The sequence below is a fragment of the Acinetobacter baretiae genome (assembly GCF_015627105.1).
Classification (GTDB): Bacteria; Pseudomonadota; Gammaproteobacteria; order Pseudomonadales; family Moraxellaceae; genus Acinetobacter; species Acinetobacter baretiae.
The window spans coordinates 73,364-97,504 of the sequence record NZ_VTDM01000004.1 but is presented as its reverse complement, the minus strand read 5'-3'; the positions used below and the strand labels follow the sequence as shown (position 1 = coordinate 97,504).

20 protein-coding genes are annotated in these 24,141 nt (G+C 36.9%); 11 read left to right on the top strand and 9 right to left on the bottom strand.

What is annotated here, in order from left to right; all coding sequences use genetic code 11:
* Nucleotides 1–168 precede the first annotated feature (168 nt).
* From surE to I2F17_RS02235, 4 genes are all read left to right on the top strand, one after another.
* Complete coding sequence (surE, locus tag I2F17_RS02250) at nt 169–942, top strand: 5'/3'-nucleotidase SurE (RefSeq protein WP_196422052.1); 774 nt, start codon at nt 169–171, stop codon at nt 940–942.
* Nucleotides 943–1,072: 130 nt separating this feature from the next.
* Nucleotides 1,073–1,921 carry a peptidoglycan DD-metalloendopeptidase family protein gene (locus I2F17_RS02245; RefSeq protein WP_211138992.1) on the top strand — a complete coding sequence of 283 codons (849 nt, stop codon included), beginning with the start codon at nt 1,073–1,075 and terminating at the stop codon, nt 1,919–1,921.
* Between the two features lie 133 nt (nt 1,922–2,054).
* A complete protein-coding gene (gene grxD / locus I2F17_RS02240; protein WP_196422054.1) occupies nt 2,055–2,390 on the top strand; it encodes a Grx4 family monothiol glutaredoxin in 336 nt (111 codons plus the stop codon).
* A 57-nt stretch (nt 2,391–2,447) separates the two neighbouring features.
* Complete coding sequence (locus I2F17_RS02235; protein WP_211138991.1) at nt 2,448–3,221, top strand: Rossmann-like and DUF2520 domain-containing protein; 774 nt, start codon at nt 2,448–2,450, stop codon at nt 3,219–3,221.
* Nucleotides 3,222–3,251: 30 nt separating this feature from the next.
* On the opposite strand, the gene trmB is transcribed toward I2F17_RS02235, so the two are convergent.
* The gene (trmB, locus tag I2F17_RS02230) at nt 3,252–3,971 is read right to left on the bottom strand and encodes a tRNA (guanosine(46)-N7)-methyltransferase TrmB (RefSeq protein WP_213014409.1); all 720 of its coding nucleotides are present in this window, start codon (nt 3,969–3,971) and stop codon (nt 3,252–3,254) included.
* A gap of 347 nt (nt 3,972–4,318) precedes the next feature.
* Here trmB and I2F17_RS02225 point away from each other — a divergent pair, with 347 nt between their 5' ends.
* Nucleotides 4,319–8,737 (top strand): hypothetical protein, encoded by a 4,419-nt coding sequence (locus I2F17_RS02225; protein WP_211138990.1) that lies wholly within the window; start codon nt 4,319–4,321, stop codon nt 8,735–8,737.
* Between the two features lies 1 nt (nt 8,738).
* Here I2F17_RS02225 and I2F17_RS02220 read toward each other — a convergent pair whose 3' ends face one another.
* Nucleotides 8,739–9,440: a glutamine amidotransferase gene (locus tag I2F17_RS02220; protein WP_196422057.1), complete on the bottom strand. Its 702-nt coding sequence runs from the start codon at nt 9,438–9,440 to the stop codon at nt 8,739–8,741.
* A 130-nt stretch (nt 9,441–9,570) separates the two neighbouring features.
* Here I2F17_RS02220 and I2F17_RS02215 point away from each other — a divergent pair, with 130 nt between their 5' ends.
* The 3 genes from I2F17_RS02215 to gabP all read left to right on the top strand — a co-directional run bounded on the left by I2F17_RS02215 (nt 9,571) and on the right by gabP (nt 13,629).
* Nucleotides 9,571–11,283, top strand: coding sequence for an AAA family ATPase (locus I2F17_RS02215; protein WP_196422058.1), 1,713 nt, complete (start codon nt 9,571–9,573; stop codon nt 11,281–11,283).
* A gap of 69 nt (nt 11,284–11,352) precedes the next feature.
* Entirely contained in the window at nt 11,353–11,988 is a 636-nt protein-coding gene (gene grxB, locus I2F17_RS02210; RefSeq protein WP_196422059.1) for a glutaredoxin 2, read from the top strand.
* A 270-nt stretch (nt 11,989–12,258) separates the two neighbouring features.
* Nucleotides 12,259–13,629, top strand: coding sequence for a GABA permease (gabP, locus tag I2F17_RS02205; protein WP_211138989.1), 1,371 nt, complete (start codon nt 12,259–12,261; stop codon nt 13,627–13,629).
* 155 nt (nt 13,630–13,784) lie between these two features.
* Here gabP and I2F17_RS02200 read toward each other — a convergent pair whose 3' ends face one another.
* Both I2F17_RS02200 and I2F17_RS02195 read right to left on the bottom strand, forming a co-directional pair.
* Nucleotides 13,785–14,504 (bottom strand): UDP-2,3-diacylglucosamine diphosphatase, encoded by a 720-nt coding sequence (locus I2F17_RS02200; protein ID WP_211138988.1) that lies wholly within the window; start codon nt 14,502–14,504, stop codon nt 13,785–13,787.
* A 17-nt stretch (nt 14,505–14,521) separates the two neighbouring features.
* A complete protein-coding gene (locus I2F17_RS02195; protein WP_196422062.1) occupies nt 14,522–15,031 on the bottom strand; it encodes a peptidylprolyl isomerase in 510 nt (169 codons plus the stop codon).
* A 167-nt stretch (nt 15,032–15,198) separates the two neighbouring features.
* On the opposite strand from I2F17_RS02195, the gene I2F17_RS02190 reads away from it, so the two are divergent.
* Nucleotides 15,199–16,923: a glutamine--tRNA ligase/YqeY domain fusion protein gene (locus I2F17_RS02190; RefSeq protein ID WP_196422063.1), complete on the top strand. Its 1,725-nt coding sequence runs from the start codon at nt 15,199–15,201 to the stop codon at nt 16,921–16,923.
* 48 nt (nt 16,924–16,971) lie between these two features.
* On the opposite strand, the gene I2F17_RS02185 is transcribed toward I2F17_RS02190, so the two are convergent.
* Nucleotides 16,972–17,466 (bottom strand): lecithin retinol acyltransferase family protein, encoded by a 495-nt coding sequence (locus I2F17_RS02185; RefSeq protein ID WP_407926539.1) that lies wholly within the window; start codon nt 17,464–17,466, stop codon nt 16,972–16,974.
* Nucleotides 17,467–17,672: 206 nt separating this feature from the next.
* Here I2F17_RS02185 and I2F17_RS02180 point away from each other — a divergent pair, with 206 nt between their 5' ends.
* A complete protein-coding gene (locus tag I2F17_RS02180) occupies nt 17,673–19,037 on the top strand; it encodes a nucleobase:cation symporter-2 family protein (RefSeq protein WP_211138987.1) in 1,365 nt (454 codons plus the stop codon).
* A 23-nt stretch (nt 19,038–19,060) separates the two neighbouring features.
* Here the strand turns inward: I2F17_RS02180 and I2F17_RS02175 are convergent, their stop codons facing one another.
* From I2F17_RS02175 to fdxA, 3 genes are all read right to left on the bottom strand, one after another.
* Nucleotides 19,061–19,690, bottom strand: a complete 630-nt coding sequence (locus tag I2F17_RS02175; protein ID WP_196422066.1) for an OB-fold-containig protein — start codon at nt 19,688–19,690, stop codon at nt 19,061–19,063.
* 16 nt (nt 19,691–19,706) lie between these two features.
* Nucleotides 19,707–20,465 (bottom strand): YcbK family protein, encoded by a 759-nt coding sequence (locus tag I2F17_RS02170; protein WP_456236995.1) that lies wholly within the window; start codon nt 20,463–20,465, stop codon nt 19,707–19,709.
* A 123-nt stretch (nt 20,466–20,588) separates the two neighbouring features.
* Entirely contained in the window at nt 20,589–20,912 is a 324-nt protein-coding gene (fdxA, locus tag I2F17_RS02165) for a ferredoxin FdxA (protein ID WP_196422067.1), read from the bottom strand.
* A gap of 277 nt (nt 20,913–21,189) precedes the next feature.
* On the opposite strand from fdxA, the gene I2F17_RS02160 reads away from it, so the two are divergent.
* The gene (locus I2F17_RS02160; protein WP_196422131.1) at nt 21,190–21,444 is read left to right on the top strand and encodes a hypothetical protein; all 255 of its coding nucleotides are present in this window, start codon (nt 21,190–21,192) and stop codon (nt 21,442–21,444) included.
* Nucleotides 21,445–21,491: 47 nt separating this feature from the next.
* Here I2F17_RS02160 and mutS read toward each other — a convergent pair whose 3' ends face one another.
* Entirely contained in the window at nt 21,492–24,083 is a 2,592-nt protein-coding gene (gene mutS / locus I2F17_RS02155; protein ID WP_211138997.1) for a DNA mismatch repair protein MutS, read from the bottom strand.
* Between the last annotated feature and the right edge of the window lie 58 nt (nt 24,084–24,141).

The following is a 24,141-nucleotide window of genomic DNA, read 5'->3' as shown; positions in this document are numbered from 1 at the left end:
TCACTAGAATGAAAGCAATAAACTGTATAAAACCTGTATAAAGTGTTGTTTAAATTTTATATTTAGAATCTTTTACACATTTTTGTGTATATAAAGTACTTTAACTCAATGCCAATGGTGTTATTTAAGGCATTATTTTTTCTCAACTTTAATTTTTTATGGTGAATTGTGAATATTCTAATTTCAAATGACGATGGTGTGTTAGCACCGGGTATTCAAGCATTGGCTAAAGCGCTAAAGCCCTTAGGGCGTGTGATTATTGTGGCACCTGATTCAGAAAAAAGTGGTTTTTCAAGTGCGCTTAGTTTAGATCGACCATTACGACCTGTAGAAATTATGCCAGATGTATGGGCAGTCAATGGAACTCCTGCAGATTGTGTGTATTTATCGATGAACGGTTTGTTTGATCTTGAATTTGATTTAGTGGTTAGCGGGATTAATAGTGGCTCTAACTTAGGAGATGATGTGTTGTATTCAGGCACGGTGGGTGCTGCTTTTGAGGGGCGTTTGATGAAACAACCTGCAATTGCTGTGTCTTTAGTTGGGCAACAACGTAGCGATTATCATCAAAAAGATGCTTTTGCGGTGGCTGCACAGTGGGTTCATGACTTTATTTGCAAAGGACTGCCATCCTTACCAGAACGACATATCTTAAATATTAACATTCCTTATTTGCCACGTGAGCAAATTCGTGGAACACAAGTGACTTATCAAGGGCAACGTAAGCAAGCCAAGCCTATAAGTCATCATGTCGATCCAAGAGGTCACCATGTGTACTGGATTGGACTTGCAGGTGAGGCAGTGTTAAAAACAATTGATGATGAAGTAAATCAAATCTCTGATTTTCAAGCCATTCATCAAGGTTTTGTTAGTGTGACTCCGATACAAATGGATGCCACAAACTACAATGTGATTGCGCAATTGAAACAGCATGTTGAATAATTAAATGAGAGACTTGAATGTATTGATGTTATTGCTTTGTGAAAATAGGTATTTATTTCACAACCTGTGATTGCTTTTTTGTTAGTCTAAGGCAATCAAACCCATTGTTTGAAAAAAATGAGGAACAGTAATGTCAATTTTAATAAAAAAACAGACCAAACCTTATACACGATTGTTATCTCGTGTTGTGTTGTTAGGCTTACCAATTGCAAGTCTTTTGTTAACAGGTTGTGCATCTAAACCTGAAATTAATCATCCAACACGCATTACACAAGCCGCGCCAACATCATATGTGGTAAAACCAGGTGATACATTAAGTGGTATCGCAAATCGTTACGGTTTAAATTATATTGCTGTTGCGCAAATGAATAATATTCCTGCGCCTTATACCATTTATGTTCATCAATCTTTGAAGTTAACAGGTTTGGCTGAAACTGCGAATACAACAAGCACGCCGAATGTGCCACAAAATATGGCACCTGTACGTACACAAAGCATTCCGCCTATTCAAACGCAGAGTATTCCATTACCACCTGCACAACCTGTTAAAGTAACACCACCACCTGTACAAAAAGCAGTCCCTTCTGTTGCAACACCTTCAGCGAGTAATGCTTTACGCTGGGTGAAGCCATCTTCAAATGAAATTATTGCAAGATATGACTTAAATCGTAATATAAAAGGCATTCGTTATGCAGGTCAGGTTGGAGATCCTGTTGTGGCTGCAGCCGATGGGCAAGTTGTTTATGCAGATGATGGTCTAAAAGAGTTTGGTAATCTTATTTTAATTAAACATAGTAATGGTTATATCAGTGCTTATGCACATAATAGTATGATGTTGGTGCAAAGTGGAGCTAGAGTAAAAGCAGGTCAAAAAATTGCTCAAATGGGGTCGTCTGGTACAAATCGTGTTATGTTAGAATTTCAAGTAAGGGCAGATGGCAAAGCGATTGATCCTGCACTGGTCATTCCTGTAAATTAATATTTTGGATTATTTTTGATCAGTAGTGTGTTTTGATCAAGAAGATGTACAGAGGTATTTACTGAAAAGCCTTACACAAAAGAAGATCTATACGCTATGATAGCGCAGAAGTGTAAATGATTAAGGAACTAAAATGACTGAACAAGCACGTGACACTGAAGCATTGATTCATGAGCAAATTGCGAAGCATGCAGTGTTATTGTATATGAAAGGCACACCACAATTTCCACAGTGTGGTTTTTCTGCCCGTGCGGTAGAAGCGCTCAGTCAAATTGGTCGTCCATTTGCGTATGTAAATATTTTGGATAACCCTGATATTCGTGCGACATTGCCTAAAATTGCAAATTGGCCAACTTTCCCTCAATTGTGGGTAAAAGGTGAGTTAATTGGTGGTAGTGATATTATTCTTGAAATGTTTCAAAATGGCGAATTAAAGCCATTAATCGAAGAAAATAGCCCAGAAGCATGATATTCATGTGACTAAAATAAAGCGCCTTTTGGCGCTTTATTTATAGGAGTATAGTCGATGCGCATTAGTATTATTGGTTCAGGTCGAGTTGCAACGCATTTAACATTGGCTTTAAAAGCACATGGACATGTTTTTGTTGATGTTTGTAGTCGAAAAATCACACATGCTGAAGGTTTGGCTGCTCGATTAAATGCACGTGCTTTAAATCATATCGACAATATGGATTTAAATATAGATGTAGTGATTATTGCTGTTTCAGATCAGTCGATTGGAGAGGTGGTACAGCAATTGGTGAATATTAAACCAACATGCTTAGTTCTTCATACGTCAGGTAGTACACATGTAACAGTGATTAGCGATCATTTGGCTTATGCAGGTGTATTTTATCCATTACAAACATTTAGTGTAGAGCATGACGTAGATTGGTTGAATGTGCCTGTATTAATTGAAGCGAATACGCCACAACAGCTTGAAATTGTACGTCTGCTTGCACAGCAACTGTCTACAAAAGTATATGAATACAGCTCGGCACAGCGTTTAAGTTTACATTTAGCAGCAGTTTTTGCCTGTAATTTTTCTAATTATTGTTATGATGTTGCACATCAAATTGTACAAGAACAAGGTGTGGACTTTGAGCTTCTTTTTCCACTTATGATGGCAACGACCAATAAAGCCACGTCAATTTCGCCTTCAATGGCGCAAACAGGCCCTGCCATGAGGCATGATGAGGTCATTTTAAAACAACATCAGGCCTTGTTAAAAAAATATATGCCAAATCATCTAGAAATGTATCGGTTATTGAGTGAGCAAATTCAAAAGAGGCACTCATAAAATGCCTCATATTCAGATTAGTTACTTCATTTAATGAATTTTTTTAAAGATAAAGTCATTAATTATATGACCTGCTTCTATTCCACGCCGTTCAAACTTAGTCAGTGGTCTCCAATCAGGACGAGGGTAGCTATTGCCATGTCCTGCAAGATTTTCCAAGTTGGGGCGATTGTCTAGCACGTCAAGCATCCACTGTGCATATGGTTCCCAGTCTGTTGCTGCATGAAAAGTGCCACCCATTTCTAATTTGGATTCAACCAATGCCATACGCTCATGTGCAACAAATCTGCGTTTGAAATGGCGTTTTTTCTGCCAAGGATCTGGAAAATAAAGCTGTATACACTGAATACTTTGGTCAGGCATATCTTTAAGGACGTGTATTGCATCTGCATCAAGTACTTTTAGATTATTTAACCCTGCAATACCTGCTTCATAAACACATTGTGCAATGCCAGGCACATGTACTTCTATGCCCACAAAGTTTCGGTCTGGGTTAGCCATAGCCATTTGTACGAAAGATCTTCCCATACCAAAACCAATTTCTACGGTCAATGGTCTTTCTGGGTGTTCAAAGTGTTGGCGTAAATCGCCAACAGGGTAAGATAAAATCAAATGTTGGTGTTGTTCAAGAGCAGTACGTTGTGAAGTGTTTAGTGGTGCAGAACGGCGCATAAAGGTCACAATTTCACGATGTTCGTGCAAATCATCAAGTTCGACAATTTGAGGGTCAAGTGGATTGTTACTGATCATTTTCAACATCACATCACATTGTAAAAACGCTATTTTAAGTACTGTACTTATGAAGTCAAATGCTATTTGGTTTTTACGAAAAGTTAACTCTTTGTATATTAAGTTGTTTGAATATAAAACTGATCTCTAGGCTGATAGATATAGCATGTTTTGAAAAGGTCAGACTAACCAAATGGTCAACTGTTTGGTAGAAAATCGAGTGTACTCATCATGTTAAAGCATGATGAAGTCTTTACTTTTGATTGCTCTAAAAGTAAATTGTTATTTTTATAATGATAAAGTTTTAATGGTTAAGTTGTTTTTCATCACAAACCACTTAATAAATGACTTTAGGTGCAGGTCTTTGGATGAAAAACTATGTGTATATCTGTAAGGACTGCTTAAAAGATGTTGAATTATATGATTTAGAACAATCTATAAATAAAATTAAAAATATGATTGAGCATCATCATTATTTTTCACACTTTGAAGTTTTTGAGTATCCCTATTATGTAAGAAAAAATATTGCTCATCGTTATCGCTTGTTGGTTCGTTTAAATGAGTATTCAGATGAGCAGTTAGGTCATTATAAAGTATATGTGTTTTTAAAAGTGTACACTCGAGGCGGTAAAGAGTACGAAAATTTATTTATTAACGCAAAAAGCTATGGTGATGTGATTTATAGCCAATGTGGGATTAAAAATGAGCTCGAAGAGTTTATTGTCACTTTAGGGCAACAACCAATCACAGTAAATCAGCAGTCATGCACCGAAGTACGGTTATTCATTCAACAATGTGGCTTTGATTTTTTAGGTTTAAATCGTGAAACTGTTGAAATGCAATATTTTACTGAACCTAGACAATGGGGATATGCCACAATTCCTTATCTTAATGAATATAAGAAACAACAAATATATTTTACCCTATTGAATACGTTATCGACTGACTCATATCAGCACACACATGTCTTACATCAACCACTCACGATAGATATGCCTTTTTCTTGTGATGAATATTTATCGCGAGATTATCCAGTAGATGCTTTACTTGATCAAGAAATATGGATGTTATGCCAACGTCTAAAACTCCCACTTTATTTAAATCGCATCCAAAGAAAGATCACAGAGTATTTCTTTGATACGGTACAAGCAAATCCTTTATGTATAGATGCAACGAGCAATACAGGGAAAAGCAGTATATTGGCATTGTTATTTGCCAATACGCTGGCAACATCTAGTCATTTAGAACAAATGAACCCATTGTTTTTGGTCAAAAAAAATGAAAAAGTTTTTTTTCAAGAGCAACTGAATATCTATTTTACAGTGCTTGCAGAAATCTATGGTATATATCCAATCTCTGTAGATGTGAAACATTATATAGACCAAAACTGTGTGGATTTGGTCGATTTGATACAGCCTGTGTTAGATCCAAAAATAAGAAAAAGTTTTTGCTTAACGCTATATGTGACAGAGTTTCGTTTTATTTGGCTGTGGCAAAAACATCTTATGTCAACAAAGGTCACAGTGTCTGCCCAATTAAGTTGGTTTGTGATTCAGCATTTAATTAAAGGGAGAATCGATTCAGATGCTGATATTTTTGACTATGCTGACCAAAAGATCAGTGCAGATGTACTACAGATTATTGTTGAAAAGGTGTGGCAGGCTTGGTATTTCCCCCTTTGTCAAAGTCAAGGTTATTGGGATGATCAAGATCTAACGGTACAAGCGATGGCATGTAAGTTACGATTACCGCCCTGTCATGGCCTTTTTGTGGATCAGGCACATCAATATAGTCCATTATGTTTACAATTTTTAATGCAAAGTTGTGCAGGTTTAACGGCTGAAGTGTGTGAGCAAGTCACTCAACTGCCTGTTGTATTTTTCGGTAATCAACAATACAGTTTCTTTGATTGGACGCAAAGACTATCTCAGCAGCTTTATTTACATTACCAATTGATTCCTAGGGTTGAGCATATTGTAGATGAAGAGACACATATTGAGCATATTCATTTTTATTTTGTAGATGAACTTTCTGAGCAAGAGCGTTTATTAACGCAACCAAGTATGACGTGGCTGATGAATAGCTGTATGAAAGATGGTTTGAAACGTCTGAAAAATGGCTGTTTAAGCCAATTTTTTAATATGGTTGCAGTAGAGCAGATTGGACTAAATTTATATTATTTAGATAATTTGCCAAATAAAGTCGCTGATTTAGTTTTACTCGATTTTAGTCCATCGCAGATAGATTTAGAGCAAATAAAACAGCTCAGTGATTTAAGTATGCTACGTGTTTTTATTGTTTCTGATATTGATGATTTTTGCCTGTGGCAACAACATTTTACGCAATTAAATGTGCATTTAGAAACAACAAAGCAGGCAGTCCTACAAGATTTAAGCATTGATCTATCAAAAATAAACTGGTCAGATGCATTGGGTTGTTTGGACTATGCTCGAGCATATGAAAATCAACATCAATATACTATGGCATGGCAGTTGTACAGCCATAGTTATTTTTTACAAGAACGATATGTCGATTATTTTCAATTGGCACAGCATGATCAGCAACGTGCATATATGGTTGAAAAATTATGGCTTGAGCAAATGCCACATATTTTGTGGAATGTACGATCGTATATACCTCATGATTATAAGTACCATTTGGCTGCCATAGAACATTGTTTTTATGCACAAGAAAAATCGTTACAAGTAGATACGTTAAGTCATATTTTAGAGCAATACTTGGCACAGAATATGACAAAATGGGCAGTCTATTGGCAAGTTTTGTTACCTCAGTTGTTTGCCCACATTCGTATTTTGAATACACAGACTACGTTTGTATGGTGGTCAAAAGTCCTATTACACATAGAACACATTCAAGACACATTTTATTTAAAAGCAGTGTGTGCTTACAATGCTCATCAATATGCATTGGCAAAAGTGTATTGGGAGCAGGCGTATTTACAGCAAGAAATAACTCAGTTCCCTCAGGTTTATCAGAACATTGAGTTAAATACGATCCATGACATTGAAATACAAGTTTTGGCATATATTAAATTAAAAAGAACGGATAAATTAATGACATTATTGGTTGAAAATACTTTAAATGAATTACAGCAGAGTTATTGGGATAAAATTTGTATTTATTTAGATGAACACGATGAGCTAAAAAGTGTACTGAATCAATTATTAATCCATATCAATCATCCTGTATTGCTAGATCGATTGTATGAGTTTTGCAAAAATAACAATGATACATTTTCTTACTCACGTATACAGCGTTTTAAAACCTTGTATGCGTGTTTAAATAGTGATTGGGATGTGGTCATTGAAAGAATTGAACATTACATGCCTACACAATACACTGTGCAAGATATGACCAGTAAGCTACATATTGGTTTTGGTACGCAGTGTTTTTCTCATTCACGATCAAAACAAAATCGTACTGTCAAGAAAAAACAAAATTCTGCTTTAAATAATGAACTGGTCGATATTTTATATGCTTTGAGCCTAAATAACGATTTGAAAACTTGTATAACAGCAGAAGAGTTTGCGGAGTATCAAGCACAACCACAGATTGTTAAAGTATTTGATGCGTTGAGAGGAGTGTTTTCTAGTGAATATTCGGGAAGTACTGTTTGGAATTATCATTTTCCTGCAGTTCGTGCACTGACAGGATTACTTGAAAAAAGTCCGTCTTTAGCAGATGCATTCGGTGTATATACTCAAATTCTATCAAGAGACATTAAAGACACCCTACATAAGTGGTGTTTAGAGCGCATAGCCGTAGTGATTGAACGTTTAAAAATGACATCCATTGAAACGTCTGAAATATGCAATGAAATAAGAAAGTTAGAGCTAAAATATAAAAAACGATTGAAAGTTGATCTGCAAACTCCCGTTGAATTAAAACCAATAAAAAATGAAGAAGAGTTACTTAAAAATATTCTTGAATTAACACAACAAGAGTTGTGTGATATTCAACAGGTGAAAAAAGCCAAACAGCAGGTAGAACAAGCCAAATTATTAGAGCAACAACGTATACAGGCTTTAGAGGATGAACAACGTCAAGCAGAAGAGCGATTAAAACAACAAGAAATAGCGCAAGCTAAGTTGTTAGAGCAACAACGTATACAGGCTTTAGAGGACGAACAGCGTCAAGCAGAAGAGCGATTAAAACAACAAGAAATAGCGCAAGCTAAGTTGTTAGAGCAACAACGCATACAGGCTTTAGAGGACGAACAGCGCCAAGCAGAAGAGCGATTAAAACAACAAGAAATAGCGCAAGCCAAATTATTAGAGCAACAACGTATACAGGCTTTGGAGGACGAACAACGTCAAGCAGAAGAGCAATTAAAACAACAAGAAATAGCGCAAGCTAAGTTGTTAGCACAATCAATGCCTTCTGACATGCAAGTGCAGTCGGTGTGTTTAGAAGAAACACAGCTACTCACAAAAAAAGCAGAGTTCAATTCAAGACAAAAAAGCTTATGTGATGTGATTGATGCCAGATCACATGAGCTTGTATATCACGCAACAACAGAAATGGAGCTATTTGGGTTATGTATTTTTTTATCGAGAAGACATAAACGCTTGAACTTAGAAAGTTTAGAAAGTGGTCTACGTTATTCTATTCAAACCAATACGAAAAAAGTCAGTAGTGACTGGTCATATACTCAAGAAAAAAATACATACTATATTGCTGTATTACAGATTACCATTGAATTACATCAAGAAAACATTATGATTCAACAACATGTGCACGGTGTTAGTTTGACCTTACACCTATAAATTAGCGATAATGTATTTGTTGTAAATATTGTGTAATCACTTTTTTTGCAGCAATTTTTAACATCTGTCCATATTTTTCACTGTCTTCTCGTATACGTTGAATATCAATATGATGATGTTGAAGTTCATGATGATGACCAATTAACCACTGTTCAATATAGTCTGTATCTATTTCTAGATGAAACTGTAATGCAAGGCTTTGCCCCACTTGAAAAGCTTGATGAGGGTATAGCTCAGAACTTGCCAGTAACTGTGCTCTTACAGGTAAATCAAAGGTATCGCCATGCCAATGTAATACAGGTGTATTGGCTAAAGGAGACAAAAGATTATTGGGGGCGTGAAGTTGAAGTGGGCTCCACCCAATTTCTTTGTGTTGACCTGAGTACACTGAAGCACCTAACGCCTTGGCCATGAGCTGAGCACCTAAGCAAATACCTAAGGTGGGTTTATTATGGATTAAACGTAGTTTTAAAAGAGCCAATTCGTGTTGTAAAAAAGGATAACTTGGACTGTCGTTTACCCCAATTGGACCACCTAAAATCACCGTTAATCCTTCGTGGTTCAAGGCAGTATCTAATGCATCTACGCCTGCATCAAAGTAACGTATCCGATAACCATGCTCGTAAAAAATGTCTTCGAGTGACCCTAGGTCTTCAAAAGCAACATGCTTGATGGCATAAATGGTTTGATGAGAACGATGCATAAGCAATACCTTTATTCGTATGAAATGGCGTAAGCGCTAAACTATATTAGCATAGCTTTTGACTGCGAAATGCTTAACATTCTGCTCAAAAGTCGGTAGGCTATCTAAATTATTTTTTTGAAGTGGTCGTATGAAGCAAGAAACTGCATTGAAACTATTAAAAGCAGGCGAAAATGTATTTTTGACAGGGTCGGCAGGGGCAGGCAAAACATACACACTGAACCAATATATACAGTATTTAAAAGAGAGAAGAGTGTCTGTTGCTATTACTGCATCAACAGGTATTGCTGCTACGCATATGAATGGTATGACCATTCATACATGGAGTGGTATTGGTATTAAAGATATTTTAACGCAAGACGATCTTAAACGCATGAAAGAGCGTAAGTACCTCAAAGAACACTTAGAAAGTGCTCAAGTTTTGGTGATTGATGAAATTTCTATGCTTCATGCCAAACAACTTAATTTGGTGAATCAAGTTTTAAAATACTTTAAAGAAAATGATGAACCTTTTGGAGGAATACAAGTCATTTTGGCAGGTGATTTTTTTCAGCTTCCACCTGTTGGTCGCCAAGGTGAACGTAATCGAGATAAATTTTGTTTTATGTCTGATGCATGGGTGGAGGCAAAATTTAGAATTTGTTATCTTAAAGAACAACATCGTCAAGATGATGAAACCCTTAACCAAATTTTAAATGCAATTCGTTCAGCATCGATTACAACAACCCATGAGCAAGCATTAAAAGCGACGAAACAACAAGAAATTGGAGAAACATACACACGTTTATATACGCATAATATGGATGTGGATAGCCTAAATGAACAACATTTACAGCAATTGACGCAAGATGCACATACGTTTCAAGCCACGTTGGAAGGAAATGCCAAACTACTAGAAACTTTAAAATCTTCAGTACGAGCACCAGAAACATTGGTGTTGAAAAAACATGCCAAAGTGATGTTTGTTAAAAATAATTTTGATATGGGTTACATTAATGGCAGTTTAGGTGAAGTCATTGGTTTTGAAAATGACGATGAGTTTGGGCTTTTACCAGAAGTACAACTGACTGATGGCACAACGTTATTGGTTGCTCCAGAAACATGGTCTGTTGAAAATGAAGAAGGGAAAGTCATCTCAAGTTTTCAGCAAATCCCTTTACGACTTGCGTGGGCGATTACGATTCATAAAAGCCAAGGGATGACTTTAGATGCAGCTGAGATTAATCTTTCTCATACTTTTGAAAATGGGCAAGGTTATGTGGCTTTATCTCGTTTAAAATCGATCAATGGTTTAAGGCTACTTGGCTTTGACACGAAAGCACTCACATTAGATCCTTTAGCGATCAAAGCCGATCGTCGCTTTCAGGAGTTATCTGAAGAGGCTCAAGCACACTTTGAAGATGCTGATTTAGAGCAACAACATAAAGCATTTATTAGACATTGTGGAGGAACGCTCAATGATGTTGAAATTAAAAAAAATAAAAACAAAATTGCACAACATGCGCAAAGTTCACTCAATGTAAATACCCTTGAAATCACTCGAGATCTATTTGAAAATGGTTATGATATTCAAGACATTGCTCAAGAGCGTGGTTTGGCTCCATCTACAATTATTAAGCATTTAGAGAAACTGCATAAAGAACATGCTTTAGATATTAGTACAGCAAGCCCGGGCGATGATGTACTTGAACAGGTTCGAAGAATTTATAAAAAACTCCAAAAATCAAACCAAACAGAGCATTTCACAGATGATGGTTCAATGAAATTACGCCCGATTGTTGAGTTAACACAACCTCGTATGGGGTATGATCAGGTGCGTTTAGCATTATTATTTATTCAATAATTGTAGATATATATTGCAGTGTCATAGACATTGCGTAAGATAAATGATCACCTTAAAGAGTTCATTGCAATGAAAGCATATATTTATGAGCACTGCCCATTTTGCTTGAGAGTACGCATGATTGCAGGGTTTAAAAATTTACCAATGCAATATGCTGTCATTATGGAAGGAGATGCAGAAACACCTATTCAATTGGTCGGAAAAAAGGTTGTACCTATACTGCAGCGTGAAGATGGTCAACATATGACTGAAAGTTTAGAGATCGTCAAATATCTAGATGGATTGGGTGAGCCTAAATATGCACAAGAGGTGATTAACACCGAATTAAAGACTTGGGTCGATAATCATTTGAAATTAGTGATGAAATTAATCGTACCTCGTTTTGTACGGGTAGATTTTACAGAGATTTCAACATCCATAGCACGTCAAGCATTTATTGAGCGTGAAACACAGGTGTTTGGTTCGTTAGATGCTTTATTTGAGCAAAGTGATATTTATATTCCTCTAATGAACAAGCAGCTGGCCGCATTAGATCAACTGATTGTGAAACATAAAGAGATTGATTTAACCGACTTTATCTTATTTCCTTGGTTGCGCTCTTTAAGTGTGGTTGAGGGCTTACAGTTTGCACCACAAACTCTACGCTATATGAACCGTATTGCCACTGCCGCAAAAGTCCCATTATTGTTCGATCAAGCCATTTGATCTGCACTTATTTGAGGCGCTTTGCACCATTTTGCTCACAAAGCATGCATTTAAAATTTTTGAGGTGAATATTGGTGCAGTGGATAATTATATGAAACCTTCCATTTTTAGATCAAAATAAAGGATATTTGCATAAATAAAAAACAATAGTTGGTTGTTTTTATTTTTTGTAGTTGAAAATCTCGTAAGTTATTTGAAGTTGGCATTATATATGCTTTTGTTGTATTGGTGTAAAAATGCAATAACAACTTTAAAAGACATGGAGATCTTATGACAACAGAAGCTAAAGAAACCAAAGAGCTTTCTCAAGGGCTTAAAAGTCGGCATGTCACCATGCTGTCTATTGCAGGTGTTATTGGTGCAGGATTATTCATCGGTTCAGGGCGTGCAATTGCTTCAGCAGGCCCTGCAGTACTTTTATCATATTTAGCTGCAGGAACATTGGTTGTCTTAGTCATGAGAATGTTATCTGAAATGGCAATTGCTAAACCAGATAGTGGCTCTTTTTCAACATATGCAGATCAAGCCATTGGAAAATGGGCAGGATTTACGATTGGTTGGATGTATTGGTGGTTTTGGGTACTGGTTATTCCATTTGAAGCATTTATTGCAGCTGCAATTCTTAACTCATGGATTCCAATGGTTCCGATTTGGGTTTTGGCGTTTGTGGTAACTGCTGTATTAACTGTTACTAACTTATTTAGTGTTAAAAACTACGGTGAATTTGAATTTTGGTTTGCTACGATTAAAGTCGTGGCGATTGTTGCGTTTATTATACTGGGCTTAGGCGCCATTTTTGGTTTCTCATCTAATCCAACAGTGGGTGGGATAAGTAACTTATACAGTCAAGGTGGCTTTATGCCCAATGGTTGGAGTGCGGTATTAGGTGCACTATTAACGACCATCTTTTCTTTTATGGGCTCTGAAATTGTAACTATTGCTGCAAGTGAGTCAAAAAATCCAGAAAAACAAATTATTAAAGCAACCAATTCTGTCATTTGGCGTATTGCATTATTTTATTTATTGTCAATTTTTATTGTAATTTGTCTTGTACCTTGGAACGATCCTATTTTAGCTAAAATTGGTTCATACCAAGCTGTGTTAGAGCTCATTCACGTTCCACATGCAAAATTGATTGTAGATGTGATTGTATTGATTGCTGTAACAAGCTGTTTAAATTCAGCACTTTATACAGCATCTCGTATGATTTTCTCTCTATCAAAACGTGGCGATGCACCAAAAATGCTACAAAAAGTCAATCAATCTCAAACACCTATATATGCTGTATTGCTCTCTACAGCAGTCGCTTTCCTATGTACTTTTGCTAACTATGCTGCACCAGCCAAAGTATTTGGCTTTTTGTTAGATAGTTCTGGTGCTATTGCGTTATTAGTGTATTTAGTGATTGCGGTTTCACAATTAAGAATGCGTAAGCAATTGATGAAGGATGGTTCAGAAATACGCATGAAAATGTGGTTGTATCCATATTTAACATGGGCTGTTATTATCTTTATTGTAGGTGCTTTAACAATTATGTTGTTCAATCCAAAGCATACTAGTGAAATTACTTCTACGGGTATTTTGGCGATTCTTGTGGTGATCTCAGGGGTTATAGTTTCTAAAAAACGTAAAAGTGAATAGAGCAGTCATTATGGTAAAATAAGAAGTATAAATGATTGGTTTTATGGCATGGGTTATTACTCCACTCATGCCTTTTTTTATGTCTTGTGGTTTGATGGTGTTGTTTAAAGTACTGAATAAAACAGTGGTTAATGATCAAAAAAGAGTGAAGTGTATTAAAAGTGCCATTTAAAGTAATGATGTTTACCTTGTGCGGAAATTTCAAGAATATATGCTTCGCCAGTATCTTCTCGCCAATCGCCTAAAACAATACGTTGTTTGGTATTGAGTTGATGTACTGCAGGGCGATGGGTGTGGCCATGTATAAGATATTGAGCGGTTATTATTGCGTTGTTCACGGCATTTAGGTTGACGTCCATAATGGTTGGTTTTTTGTGTTGGTGCGCTTGAGCACTTTTTTTTCTGAAGCCATTGGCCAATTTTTGTCGAAAAAAGAGAGGGGTTTTTTTTAAGCTTGAAAGTACAAATGGATGCCGAATGAATTTTTTAAAGCGTTGATATGAAATATCATCTGTACATAGGGCATCTCCATGCTCTAAACGATAGGTTTGATGTGCAATGTTAAGCAGATGGATGTCTGGTAAGTGTGTTCCTGAAAAATGATTCAAAAACTGCTGGCCAAGTGCAAAATCACGATTGCCTGCCTGAAAATAGATATGATTGCCTGCTTGTTGAAATAATTTTAATTGATGAATGATTTGATCTAACCAAAGATTGTGTTGATCATCACCAATCCACGCATTAAACCAATCACCTAAGATATACAATTGTGTGTGTTTGTGTTGGTAGTGTTTAAGTAAAGCGAAGAACCCCCGAACGAGTCGAGGGTGCTGTTCAGACAAATGTAAGTCTGAAATAAATAGGTATGTTGTCACGAAAACGCTTGCTGTAATTATTCAGAAATAATTTTAGCTGATTCAATGACAATGTTTTCTAAAGGAACATCTGCATGGTAACCACGGTTGCCTGTACGTACAGATTTAATGTCGTTAACAACGTCTAAGCCTTCAGTAACTTTACCAAACACTGCATAACCCCAGCCTTGAGTGGTTTTACCTGAGTGGTTTAAAAAGCCGTTGTCTTTTACATTAATAAAGAATTGAGCAGATGCAGAGTGAGGCGCTTGTGTACGAGCCATTGCAATGCTACCTAAGTCATTGCTTAAGCCATTGTCTGCTTCGTTTTCAATAGAATCACGTGTTGCTTTTTCTTTAAAGTTTTCGTCAAAACCACCTGTTTGAACCATGAAGCTGTCTATCACACGGTGGAAAATAACGCCGTCATAAAAACCATCACGGACGTATTCTAAGAAATTAGCCACTGTTTTTGGTGCTTTTTCGCTGTTTAATTCAAGAACAATACGTCCTTTATTGGTGTTTAACTCGACAAGAGGAAAACTCATTTTATAATCTCCTAGTCATGGGCACATTCGCCATGGGTTTTTGGTTGAGAGAAGCATAAGCAAACTGTAAACTAGATAGCAAGTATAAACATCAATTATCTTTGAAAAAAGCGAAGATGATGTTCCGTTTAGTCAAAATTTAACTGTATAGAAGTGAATAATCTATTATGAAGCCAAATGATGTTGTTTCAAATCTGCCTAATCATCCGACGACAGATCGTCTAGCCTCTACTGAGTCTGTGCAGCAAGAACAACAGCCCGGCTTAGACTTTGTACGTCAAATTATTACCGACGACTTAGCCCAAGGGCGTACTCAAACAGTGGTAACACGTTTTCCACCAGAGCCAAATGGTTATTTACATATTGGTCACGTAAAAGCAATATGTTTAAACTTTGGTATTGCCAGTGAATTTAATGGTCAGTGTCATTTGCGTTTTGATGATACAAACCCAGATGCAGAAGAACAAGAATACGTCACAGGAATTGCCAATGATATTCAATGGCTTGGTTTTGATTGGAGTGGTGATGCACGTTATGCATCAAGCTACTTTGAACAGTTGTATGCATGGGCTCTAACTTTGATTCAACAAGGCGATGCGTATGTCGATTTACAAACGCCTGAACAAATCAAATTGAATCGAGGTAATTTTGTTGAAGCAGGTAAAAATTCACCTTACCGTGATGTGAGTGTAGAAGAAAACCTTAAACAATTTGAAAAAATGCGCTCAGGTGAATACCAAGAAGGCCAAGCGGTATTACGTGCTAAGATCGACATGGCCAGCCCAAATGTACATATGCGTGATCCAATTTTATATCGTATTTTACATGCATCACACCATCAAACAGGCAATACATGGAAAATTTATCCAATGTATGACTATGCTCACCCATTGTCTGATGCCATCGAAGGGATTACACACTCGTTATGTACATTAGAGTTTCAAGATCATCGTCCGTTTTACGATTGGGTCATTGCAAAGGTACATTCGCAAGCTGTACCCCGTCAGTATGAGTCTTCACGCTTAAATATTGATTACACAATTACTTCAAAACGTAAATTACGTCGTTTAGTTGAAGCAGGCTATGTCAGTGGTTGGGACGATCCACGTATGCCAACAGTGGTAGGTATGCGTCGTCGTGGTTTTACACCTGAAGGTTTACGTGATTTTTGTAAGCGGGTTGGTGTATCTAAAACGGATGGTATCGTAGATGTGGCTATGCTTGAGTTTTGTATTCGCCAGTCGTTAGAAAATACTGCGGCTCGTGGTATGGCTGTACTAGAGCCATTGAAAGTAACACTCACTAACTTACCACAAGCTATGGATTTAACCCATGCACGTCACCCAAATGTAGACTTAGGTGAACGAGTGATTCCTTTAACCGAAGAGATTTATATTGATCGTAAAGATTTTGAAGAGGTTCCACCTAAAGGATTTAAGCGTTTAACGTTGGGTGGAGAAGTGCGTTTACGCCATGCATATGTCGTACGCTGTGATGACGTGATTAAGAATGAACACAATGAAATTGTGGAATTGAAATGTTCTATTGATGCAGATACCTTAGGTAAAAAACCTGAAGGACGTAAAGTCAAAGGGGTAATTCATTGGGTATCTGCAACACATGGCATACCAGCAGAAGTTCGTGTTTATGATCGTTTGTTTAATGCATCAAATCCAGATATGGGCGATGATTTCTTAGCACATCTAAACCAAGAGTCTTTAAAAGTGGTCCAAGCCATCGTTGAACCTGCATTAGCAAATGCAGTTGCTGAAGAAAGATTCCAATTTGAACGAGAAGGTTATTTTGTGGCAGATCGTTATGATCACAGTCACGAAAAATTGGTTTTTAACCGTATTTTAGATTTAAAAGACAGTTTTAAACCCTCAGTTTAAATAACAATTGACTAAAATAGAGGCTTTTTGATAAACATTGAAAAGTCTCTATTTTTTTTTGTTTTCTCGCATGCGATGTAGTTTGGTTTTATCTCTTAATTTTTTCTTGATGTAAAGTACCAAAGCAAAACAGGCGGTAGCAATGGTAATAAATATACCATTCATATAACTCATCAATGAACTAATATAACCAATGGTAGTGAGTCGATTCATCATTTTCACCACTTGTGGGCTACTTTCTATGCCTGTAATTGCCCAACTACACAAATGTTCACAGTTATTAATAATGAGATGATATTGGTTTTCATGCATTCGAGAGCGCATACGACGTACAACTGTACGCCCTGAGAATTTTGGATATTTGTAGGTACGAATATAAACGTCTTTACCATGTGAAAATTTATAAAATTGAGTAAGTTCAATTGGATGTTTTTTAAAAAGGTGTGCAAACCCAGAATAATGAATGACACGCCCCCGACCAGCATAGATACCGTGGTGACTATAGCCAAAATGTTTAACAATTAAGTGTGAGCCAATTGGAATATGTAGGCGTTGATGTTGTTTTTTCACATGAAAACAAAGTAATCAAAGTCACGTTATTATAACAAAATTGTGTACTTTTTTGAAAAAATCACGGTGCTTTGTTTCAGTATATTGACTTAAATTGTCGTTCATGAGTACTTCAAGTATTTTTTGGCATAGCTATTGCTTCTGTTGTTACATGAAATACACACAATAAGAAGGGCCTCATGAGTAAAACAAAAGAATGTTCTTCACCTGAAGATGAGTATTTAGGCGTTGGCAAGAGCTTTGCCTATGGCTTACAGCATGTGCTAACAATGTATGGGGGGATTGTTGCACCGCCATTGATTGTAGGGTCTGCCGTGGGTTTAAATGCAGCTCAAATCGGTATGCTCATTACTGCCTCTTTGTTTGTTGGGGGTTTAGCAACGCTATTGCAAACGATAGGTATTAAATGGTTTGGTGTAAAACTTCCTTTAGTACAAGGGGTGTCTTTTGCAGGTGTTGCAACCATGATTGCCATTGGTACCTCAGGTGGTGGATTTCAAGCCATTTTGGGTGCTGTATTTGCAAGTGCGATTATAGGCCTGATTATTGCCCCATTTTTTGCACGTATTGTTCGTTTTTTTCCACCTATTGTGACAGGGTGTGTTATTACAATTATCGGATTATCACTCTTGCCCGTTGCTTTAAGATGGGTCATGGGAGGCAATAATAAAGCACCAGACTGGGGCTCATTAGCAAATCTTGGTTTAGCAGCGATAACTTTATTTATTTTATTGATACTGAGTAAATTTGGTTCGGTGGCTATACGCCGTTTGGCTGTTTTATCTTCGATTGTATTGGGAACAGTTGTTGCTTATGCACTTGGTTTTTGTGATTTTTCAAAAGTTACAACAGGCCACTGGATGGCTTTTCCAAGTATTTTAGAGTTTGGAATGCCAACATTTGAAATTCCTGCCATCATTGCCATGTGTATTGTTATGATTGTGACATTAACAGAAACAACAGCAGATATTTTGGCAGTCAGTGAGATTGTGGGTACAGGTGCTGATCAAAAGCGTATTGCAAATGGATTACGTGCAGACATGCTATCTTCAGCCATTGCACCATTTTTTGGTACGTTTATGCAAAGTGCATTTGCTCAAAATGTAGGTTTAGTTGCCATTACGGGGGTTAAAAGCCGTTTCGTTGTAGCCGCAGGTGGTGTCATTTTAGTTTTACTTGGTTTATTGCCAATTATGGGGCGTTTTGTTGCCGCTATTCCGACGCCTGTACTTGGTGGTGCAGGGTTGGTTTTATTTGGTACAGTAGCAGCAAGTGGTATTCGTACATTGGCACAAGTTGACTTTCGTGAACAAAAAAATCTTATTATTGTTGCCGTTGCGATTTCTGCGGGTATGATTCCGATGATTAGCAGTGATTTCTTTATGCATTTTCCAAAATGGGTACAAACCCTATTTCATTCAGGAATTAGTACGACGTGTATTGTTGCGGTCAGTCTAAATATCTTTTTTAATCATCTTGCTGTTGGGAAAGCCTCTAAACAAGATGCGGTAATGCCAGATAAAGCTGCACCATCTGCACACTAGGCGCTTTGATGGTGTGTATTATGCTATTGTGTAATGTGTTGAGTATCAAATAAGTGATGTGAATCACTTATTTTTTTTGCAATATAAAATTGTTTAGATGCTTTGACAATGATAATTTGACTGCGAATGGGAATCGTTCCAAAATCAGCAAATACTTGAATGTAATGTAATTTTCCATACTGATCGCGCACTCTTGCTTCTGCATGCCGAGTGTTTGATGCCTGTCCATTAGAAATGGTTGCTAATCTGCCAATTAAATTTGGTGCTTCATAACGATAGCGTGGTGTAATCACTTGATTTAAGCAATGTACCATAAAGACTGTAAAAAAAGTGGCAATAAGAATAGTAAAAGGAAGCACGTACAGCATAGTACTAAAGCTTTGTTGATAAGCAAAATAAGCAAATTGTACAAAGTATCCTGCAAAGCTAAAGTTGAGTAGAAAAAATAATAAAATAAGAACTTTAGAAAATTTTACTGATGAAAAGCGATGCCAAAGCTGGCGAGGAACAATCGGTTTGAACACGTGTAATGGGTGTTTCCCAAAATAAAATCCCACAGTTTCAATAATACTCATGGCAATTAAGCCAATAAAGCATAAATGAAAAGGAAGGAGTTCAGGACTTAGTAAAAAATGGCTAAAACGGCTACTCATAAAATTCTTCTTTACATTACAGCGAACATATAGATGTTTGTCGGTTCAGATTTGCACCCCATGTGCGAAAACCTTGAGTATCTATATGAATTTGCCCAGAGGCATATACCCCTAGACCAAGATTTAAATTTGCACCATGTTGTCGCCAAAACTGGCACAATTTGGTTTTAGTTAGCGCAATACGCTGAAGATCTGTTGTTTGCGGTGTTGCTGGCCCAATTCTAAAATCGATGGCTGAATTATATAAGTGTCGTGATTCACTTGCACCACCTACACACTGATTGGTTGGTAAATCTCTATAGACAGAAGTGACTTCAAAATCATCAAGTATATTTTGTTCTACAAGTAATTTTAAAACCTTTAATGTAGACACCTGATTCTGCCAAAGTTCTTGAGTTGGCACAGCATATTCTTGGCCGAAGCATTTTTGCCAGTCACGGGCTGTACGTAAGAGTTCAAAAGGTGGAACTATTTGTGCAAGCTGATGTTTTGCTAAAAAAATTTCATAGGCATTGGCCTGTTGAGCATGATTTTTTTGAGCCAACCATTGTGTATAACTTGGTGGTGTCGGTTTGGATGGTGTTACCGTTGGTACATCGCGCTTTGGAGGCGTTGTATTATTTTGAACTTGTGTTAGGGTTTTTTGATTAAAAATCAATTGTTTTGATGATTGATTCATGGGATGAACGATAGGGTCTTGTACCGTTTGGCAAGACATAAGCATAAATGACAGTACGAAACACAAGGCGGACTTTTTACTTGGTAGAGTAGTCATATAGATATATCAAGCGATGAAAAGGCAACTTAAGTTTATTTTACGTGATATTTAAATCAGGTGAATGATAATTTACGTATAAATAAAAAAAGACCAGTATGTGACTGGTCTTTTTAAATCATTTTACTTTTCTAAATATTGTAACTTATCTGTTTTACCATTCCATTCATCACGGTCTTCAGGCTGTTCACCGATTTCGGTAATATTTGTCCATTTTTCTGCCAATTCAGCATTTAATTCAATAAATACTTCTTGACCTTCTGGAAGTTCATCTTCAGAGAAAATTGCATTTGCTGGGCATTCAGGTTCACATAATGCACAGTCAATACACTCATCTGGGTGAATAACAAGAAAGTTTGGCCCTTCATAGAAGCAATCTACAGGACATACTTCAACACAATCTTGATATTTACATTTAATACAGTTTTCAGTGACAACAAAGGTCATAGCGACAGCTACCTAAAAAATTTGGTGTTGATTTTTGATTGTTATATTGTAGGCAAAAAACAGGGCAACTAACAATTCCTTTTATTGATATTAATTATTAAAATCTATGAATAAGGCAACTCTATATGAATTTTACTGATAAATGATTATTAATATCATCTAAACTGTACATTCAATGTTAATTCATATTCATTGTCATATTTCTTTAAAATAATTTTTGCATGCTGAGATGGAGGTAGATTCAGATGTTTCTAAGATGGCATATATGGATGATCGAATGAATATCAAAACAGAATTAAATCAGCAAAAACAAATCAAAAATGCAAAACGTGGTGGACATAAGCCAAGCATTGCTAAAGATGTAAATAAGCATAAAATACAAAAAATACAGCGTTTGATGAAAGAGCTAGAGCACGAATATGCACAACATTGGCATGATGCAACCCATGGTGCGCACGTATACGAACAAGGATATGCCCAAGCGATACATCATGTACAAAGTCGATTAATTGATATTTTAAGCATTAAATAATATATCGAATCTCGTATTGATGTAATGATCAATACGAGATATTGCTTTTATTTCACAATCGATTTCAATTGATAAAGCATTTCTAATGCTTGTTTGGGAGTCATATCATCAATATCTAAATCACGAATCGACTGATCGATGCGTGAAGGATGTTCAATATGAACGACTTTTTCGATCACCTCAGGTATGGTGAGCTCATTTGAATGAAATAAATCATTCTGCTGTACCGTTGAAGGTGGCTGAAGTTGCTGTTTTTCTAAAACCTTAAGCTTTTTTTGTGCCTCTTTAATGACATTGTTTGGAATTCCTGCCAATTTTGCCACTTGTAAGCCATGACTTTGACTTGCAGGCCCTGTGTGGACTTTATGAAGTAAAATAAGGTGACCATTAATTTCTTTGGCTGTGACATGATAGTTGTCTATATTGGAGTCTGTTCCAAGCTCGGTGAGTTCAAAATAGTGTGTTGCAAATAAACATAAGCATTTAATACGTTTAGATAAATCAAGTACACATGCCCAAGCCAAAGAAAGACCATCGTAAGTACTTGTACCACGCCCAACTTCGTCCATGAGTACCAAAGACTGAGGCGTGGCATGATGTAGAATTTGAGATGTTTCCGTCATTTCAACCATAAATGTTGATTTACCTGTAGACAGATCATCTGCAGAACCAATACGAGTAAAAATACGGTCTATTGGGCCAAGTGTGGCATGTTCGGCAGGAACAAAGCTCCCACAATGTGCCAATAAGGCAATGAGTGCAGTTTGGCGCATAAAGGTGGATTTCCCCCCCATATTTGGCCCTGTAATAATGGCTAACCGATGTTGATGATCTAAATGTGTGCTATTGGGTGTAAAAGGTGTTTTGTTGAGTGATTCGACCACAGGATGACGACCTGCGGTAATGTGTATTCCTGTTTCTATTGTAAAATCGGGCTGTACCCAATTTTTCATACGGGCTTGATGTGCAAAATTACTTAATACATCTAATTGAGCAATGGCATTGCTCATCGATTGTAATTGGGTTAAATGACTGCGAAGCTGTTCAAGTATTTGTTCAAAAAGCATTTTTTCACGTGCTAATGCACGTGATTCACTTGATAAGACTTTATCTTCAAAAGCTTTCAATTCAGGAGTGATATAACGTTCAACATTTTTAAGCGTTTGTCTGCGAATATAGTGAGTAGGTGCTTGTTCTGCTTGCGTACGTGATAATTCGATGTAGTAACCACTGACTCGATTGTAGTTAATTTTTAATGTTGAAATGCCTGTTTCTTGCTTTTCTTTGATCTCAAGATCAATTAAAAACTGTCCTGCATGATCCCGTATTTTACGTAGCTCATCAAGTTCGGTGTCAAAGCCCTCTGCAATGACTTGTCCATCACGCAACAATACTGGAGGTGTTTCTACAATGGCAGCGGACAAATATTGATGCAATGATTCAAAATCACCAATATCTTGCGCCAAATTGCTCAGTAAAGTAGTGGCAGATGTTAATCTAAGTAAGGGCTCAAGTGTGTGTTTAAGTTCTGGAAGTTGTGTGCAAGCTTGTCTAATTAAAACTAAATCACGAGGTCTAGCTGTGCCTAAAGCAACTCGGCTCAACACACGTTCAATGTCGCCAATATGTTTAAGTGGAAGGCGAATATTGTGTTCATGGTCATATTCGAGCATGTGATGAATTGCATTTAGTCGCTGTTCTAATATGGCAGTATCTCTTAAAGGTTGCATGAGTGTACGACGTAATAAACGTGCCCCCATTGCAGTTTGACAATCATTAATCAAACCAAATAAAGATGTACCGTGTTCAAACAATGGATCAATAATCTCTAAGTTACGCCGTGTGACAGGGTCAAGTGCAATAAAGTCTTGGCTTTGTTCTACATGTATAGTTTGAATATGTGGAAGAGCTGTTTTTTGAGTTTCTTTGGCATAGTGAATGAGTGCGGCTGCAGCAGCTTGAGCGAGAGGCAGTGCCTCTATACCAAAGCCTGCGAGTGTTGAAACATTAAATTGATCACATAGCGTTTTATAGGCATTGTTGATATTAAAATCGACATTTGGTCGTTGTGTGATGGGGCATTCTTGTTGTTTTTTGATCAAATCTATAATGTTTTGGTCAATTAAGTCTTCATCAATTAAAATTTCACTTGGCATGAGTCGAGATAATTCAATGCCTAATAATTCAGGTTTAAAATCAATTTGTTGGACTTTAAATAAACTCGAGCTTAAATCAAGTAAAGCAAGGCCAACTTGATTGTGTTTAATGCTAAGTGCAACCAAATTAGACGTTTGGGTGCTATTTAAGAGTGCATCATCTGTTAGTGTACCGGGGGTGAGTATACGAACAACTTGACGATCGACAGGCCCTTTGCCTGTAACTTCGCCTACTTGTTCGCAAATGGCCACCGTTTCGCCACGTTTAACCAAACGCGCCAAGTAACCTTCTGCAGCATGATACGGCACACCTGCCATAGGAATAGGGTCGCCGTTACTTTTGCCACGATGAGTAAGGGTAATACCAAGTAACTTTGCTGCCTTTTTTGCATCATCAAAAAATAATTCGTAGAAATCACCCATTCTATAAAATAATAAACTATGAGGGTGTTGGATTTTTACATTGAGATATTGCTGCATCATTGGAGTATGTGTGGCAATATTTTCAAAAATTTCATTGAGTGTTGACACAAGTAGGCCT